The following is a 5,345-nucleotide window of genomic DNA, read 5'->3' as shown; positions in this document are numbered from 1 at the left end:
CCGCGATCATCGCCGAATACGGCTCCGACGAGGAAATCCACCAGGTCCTCACCGGCGTCGACGGCACCCTCACCGTCACCGTCCACACCCGCACCGAACCGACCCCCGACGAGCGGGACCAGCTGCGGACGATCACCCGGATCGCCGCCACCCGCGCCGGCCGGCTGGTGTTCAACGGCTGGCCCACCGGCGTCGCCGTCACCCCCGCCCAGCACCACGGCGGCCCCTACCCCGCCACCACCGCCGTCGCCCACACCTCCGTCGGCACCACCGCCATCCGCCGGTTCCTCCGCCCGGTCACCTACCAAGACGCCCCCCACACCCTGCTGCCCACCCCCATCCAGGACACCAACCCCCTCCACATCCCCCGCACCATCAACGACGCCGGCGAATCCACCACCTGGGGTCACGCTCGGTCCTGACAAATTTTCACGACCACACGAAGGGAGAATGTCCGGTGCGGTTGATCAATCTCGATGGGCGCCTGCAGGTGTCGACGCCGGCAGGTTTCATCGATGTCGAGGCGGAAAGTCATGGCTTCTTTTCGTCCGAGCCACAGAAGATCTACGAACGGTGGTCGGAGTTCACCGCCTGGTACGCGGGAAACAGAGACAGACTGATCCCCGCGCACGGACGCGGGATCGATCCCGCCCGACTGGGGTCGCCGGTGCCGGCACCGCGTCAGCTGTTCGCTGTCGGACTCAACTACGCCGACCACGCCGCCGAGTCCGGAGTGGAGCGGCCCGAATCGCCGGTGATCTTCACCAAGTTCGCCTCGGCGATCTCGGGACCGGTCACCACCGTGCCGCTGCCGTCGGACACTGTGGACTGGGAGGTGGAACTGGTGGTCGTGATCGGCCGGGGTGGTCGTAACATCGCAGCCGATCGGGCATGGGAGGCGGTTGCGGGGTTGTCGGTCGGGCAGGATCTTTCGGATCGAGGTCGGCAATTGGCCGGACCGGTACCGCAATTCAGCCTGGCGAAGTCGCATCGGGGGTTCGCCCCGATCGGACCGGCCCTGGTGACGATCGACGAATTCGACGATCCGGACGATCTCACCCTCGAGGCCGGCATCAACGGTGAACTCGTCCAATTCGGGCGGACCGCGCAGATGATCTTCCCGGTTCGAACGCTGATCGAACACCTGTCCCGGACACTTGAGCTCTACCCCGGAGACGTGGTGTTCACCGGCACTCCGGCCGGGGTGGGGGTCGGACGCACACCGCAGCGGTTCCTGGCCCCCGACGACGTGCTGCGAAGCCGCATCACCGGGATCGGCGAACTGGTCCAAACCTTCACCGCAGGCGAACCCGCGACCACGCGGGTGTGATCAGTCCGCTGCGGGAAGGAACCTGCGCCCGTGCTGTCGTGCAGGCCGAAAGCCGGTGTCCGACGAACTAAGCTGGACGGACACCGGCTTCGCGTGGCGTCTGAGCGACGCCGGTGAATGGCCGGGTGAACCGGGCACTGCGCGCGAGTGCATGTAAGAGGTGAGGGCACGATGTCCGACGTCGACCCCTTCCGAACCCAGCGTGCCGCCGGGCCCGGATTCCCGGCGGAACTCGAGGCCGAAGGGTTCGACGCCGCCCAGGAAATCGGCCGCGGCGGATTCGGCATCGTGTACCGGTGTGTTCAGCCCGCACTCGACCGCACGGTCGCGGTCAAGTTCCTCACCGCCGACCTGGATCCGGACAATCTGGAACGGTTCATCCGCGAACAGCGTGCCATGGGCCGGCTGTCCGGCCATCCCAACATCGCCAACATCCTGCAGGTGGGGACCACCGCAGGCGGACGGCCCTACATCGTCATGCAATTCCACCAACGGGGTTCGCTCGACTCGCAGATTCGTCGCGGCGGTCCCCTCGGCTGGGACACGGTGCTACATCTGGGCGTGAAACTGTCCGGTGCCCTCGAAATCGCGCACAGGTCGGGCATCCTGCACCGCGACATCAAGCCTGCCAACGTGTTGCTTACCGACTACGACGAGCCGCAGCTGACCGACTTCGGTATCGCCCGGATCTCCGGCGGATTCGAGACGACCACCGGCACCGTCACCGGGTCCCCGGCGTTCACCGCCCCCGAGGTCCTGCACGGTCGGATGCCCGAGCCCCGCGCCGACGTCTACAGTCTCGGCGCGACCTTGTTCTGTGCACTGACCGGGCACGCGGCGTTCGAACGCCGCGACGGCGAACAGGTGATCGCCCAATTCCTGCGGATCACCTCACAGCCGATCCCCGATCTGCGCGGGGGCGGAATCCCAGATCCCGTCTGCGCGGCCATCGAGCACGCCATGGCCGGCAACCCGGCGCACCGGCCGCCCAGTGCCGCCGCTTTCGGCAACGAATTGCGGGAGGCGCAACGCCGCAGCGGCACCGAGGTCGATTCGATGCCCTTGCCCATCGACGCGGCCGACCCATTGCACGCCACCCCCGGCCCGCCGGCGGCTGTCCTTCCGACGCAGGCCGGACGCGGCGGGTACGCCTTCTCCCCCGGAACACCGACGCCGTCCCCGGAAGGCGGCCGCGGATACGCACCGTCGCGGACCCCTCCGCCGTCTCCGGCAACGAAGTTCCGGCCTCCGGCCCCTGCACGGTCGCTGATCACCCGTGCCCGTTTGCTCGCGGTTCTGCAGGCCGCCGGCCGGCGCCGGTTGATCGTCATCCACGCTCCGACCGGATACGGCAAGAGCATCCTGGCCGCGCAATGGCGGCAGCTGCTGTCCGAGGAATCCGTTCCTGCCGCGTGGCTGACTGTCGACCGCGACGACAACAACCTGGTGTGGTTCCTCGCCCACCTGGTCGAGTCGATCGAGCGCGTACGTCCGGACCTGACCGGCACACTGCGACAGGAACTCGAGGAACACGGCGCGGACGCCGAACGATTCGTGCTGACCGCCTTGCTCGACCGGATCCACGAGAGCGGCGGGCGGATGGTGATCGTCCTCGACGACTGGCACCGCGTCACCGACGATGCGTCTCTGGCCGCCCTGCGCTTCGTCCTCGACAACGGCTGCCATCACCTCCAGATTCTCATCACCAGTCGCAGCCGCGCCGGGTTGCCGCTGAGCCGGATGCGGATGAACGACGAACTCGTCGAGATCGACTCCGATGCCCTGAGGTTCGACACCGCCGAGTCGCAGTCCTTCCTCGTCGACCTCGGCGGGCTGGACCTCGACCGCAGCGATGTCGCGACTCTCACCCACACGACGGACGGATGGGTGGCCGGCCTGCAACTGGCGTCCCTGTCGCTGCGCGGGCGCGATGATCCGACCACGTTGATCGAGCAGCTCTCCGGACGCACCCAGGCGATCGGGGAGTTCCTTGCCGAGAACGTGCTCGACAGCCTCGACCCGACGCTGCTCGAATTTCTGCTGGCCACCTCGGTGTGCGAGAGACTGTGCGGTTCGCTGGCCAGTGCCCTGTCCGGAATGGACCGCGGTCAACGGCTGCTCGAACAGGTCGAGGAGCAAGATCTGTTCCTGCGCCGCACCGACGAGGACGGCCGATGGTTCCGGTACCACCACCTGTTCGCCCAGTTCCTGCAGCATCGCCTCGACCGGGACCAACCGGACAAGGTCCCTGCCCTGCACCGCGTCGCCGCCACCTGGTTCGCCGACCGTCATCTGCTCAGCGAGGCCGTCGACCACGCTCTGGCCGCCGGCGAGCAGGCCTGGGCGGTCGACTTGGTCGAACAGCACGGTATGGATCTACTCGAGCACGCCCGGATGGCGACCCTGCTCGGGCTGATCGCCAAACTGCCCCCGCACCTGGTGTCCGACAGTGTGCGTCTACAACTCATACTCGGGTGGGCGAACAACGAATTGCTACGCCCCGAGCCCGCCCACGCCGCACTCGACCGCGTCGACGACCTCCTCGCGAACACCGGCCTGCCCGCGTCGGCCGTCTCCGATTTACGCGCCGAATTCCAGGTCGTCAAGGCCGAGTCGTTGATGTACGCCGACCACGTCGACGGCATCAGGGACCTGGTCTCCGACTGCCTGGCCCATCCCGAGAATCTGCGCCCCTGGGTGGTGTCCGCGGCCACCGGTCTCGCCGCCTTCGCCGAGGTCTACGGCTTCGACTTCGACGCCGCCCGCAGGATTCAGGAGTGGGCGCGCCCGTACTACGACCGCGCCGGCGGCCCCTACAGTGTGGTCTGGGGGCATTGCATCATCGGGATCGCCGACAACGAACAACTCCGCATCGACAGCGCCGAACGCCGCTTCCGCGAGGGCTTGCGCATCGCGACCGACGCCGGTGGTCCGCACTCGCACCCGGCGCGACTCGCGAGCGGCCTGCTGGGCGAATTACTTTACGAACGAGGCGATCTCGCGCAGGCACAGCAACTCCTCGACGAAAGCTACGCTCTCGGCTCCGAGGGCGGTGTCGACTTCATGCTCGGCCCCTACGTCATCGGGGCGCGCATCTTGGCGCTGACCGGCCACTCCGACGCCGCGGCGACCCGACTCGACGAGGGCCGCGCGATCGCTGACACACTCGACCTGCCCCGGCTTCGCGCCCGTATCGACAACGAGCGGATCCGACTCGGCCTGGACCACTCGTCGCCGCCGGCATCCACCGACGGCGGACTGCGGCGCACCCGTGATGGAATCGACGAGATCATCGCCCAGTACGACGACTCCTCGGCGATCATGTCCCTGCTTGCCGACCCCACCCCCGAGCGGACGTCGGTGGCCGTCACGTGGGCGACCGGGTGGGTGCATCGCCTCGAGGGCAGCGGACGGGACCGGGCGTTGTTGCAGGCCCGCCGCCTGCTCGTGAGCTGCCTGGCCGCCGACGGCCGCACCGACGAGGCCCTGTCACTCCTCGCGGAGCTCGCGGCTCAGTGCGCTCCGCACGGACTCAGCCGCTATCTCGTCGACACCGGCCCACCGCTGCCCGCTCTCCTCGACGACCTCCGGCAGCGCCTGAGCGAGGATCGATGGGATCCGGATTGGCCCGCGGTCCCGGGCGAGTTCCTCACCGCGCTCCACACCGCAGCAGTCGCTCCGGGCTGACTCCCACCGGTCCGAACGCCGCCGACCCCCTCCGAGTGACCGGTCGCGAACAAGCATGTCCTGCACATCCATTCAAGATCGCCGAGGCATCGTCGATCGGGCGTGCGCGGCCGACGGGCGCGTCGGGCAGGCCGGGGCAGCCTCGCGCGCCCGTGCGTGAGCCGAGGACGAAAGGCCCTATTGACGAGAGGCACCTCACATCCTTACAGTGTTGTTCATCAAATGAACCACATGTTCATAAAATGAACGGAGATAGACGATGACGTCCCAGCGCATGCGACTGTTCGCCTTCGACTTCCAGGGACCGGCCCACCTGTCCGCCGGCCTC

2 protein-coding genes and 1 pseudogene are annotated in these 5,345 nt (G+C 68.0%); all 3 read left to right on the top strand.

What is annotated here, in order from left to right:
• A pseudogene (locus tag ACFTWF_RS44900) lies at positions 1 to 422 on the top strand (aldehyde dehydrogenase (NADP(+))); the annotation flags it as partial.
• A 35-nt stretch (positions 423 to 457) separates the two neighbouring features.
• The gene (locus tag ACFTWF_RS44895) at positions 458 to 1,330 is read left to right on the top strand and encodes a fumarylacetoacetate hydrolase family protein (RefSeq protein ID WP_378467512.1); all 873 of its coding nucleotides are present in this window, start codon (positions 458 to 460) and stop codon (positions 1,328 to 1,330) included.
• Positions 1,331 to 1,501: 171 nt separating this feature from the next.
• Positions 1,502 to 5,017 carry a protein kinase gene (locus ACFTWF_RS44890; RefSeq protein ID WP_378467511.1) on the top strand — a complete coding sequence of 1,172 codons (3,516 nt, stop codon included), beginning with the start codon at positions 1,502 to 1,504 and terminating at the stop codon, positions 5,015 to 5,017.
• The last annotated feature ends 328 nt before the right edge of the window (positions 5,018 to 5,345 follow it).

Origin of the sequence: Rhodococcus sp. NPDC056960, from assembly GCF_042674125.1 — a bacterium.
Lineage (GTDB): Bacteria > Actinomycetota > Actinomycetes > Mycobacteriales > Mycobacteriaceae > Rhodococcus_F.
The sequence above is the reverse complement of the archived record's forward strand: the minus strand, read 5'-3'. Positions and strand labels throughout refer to the sequence as shown.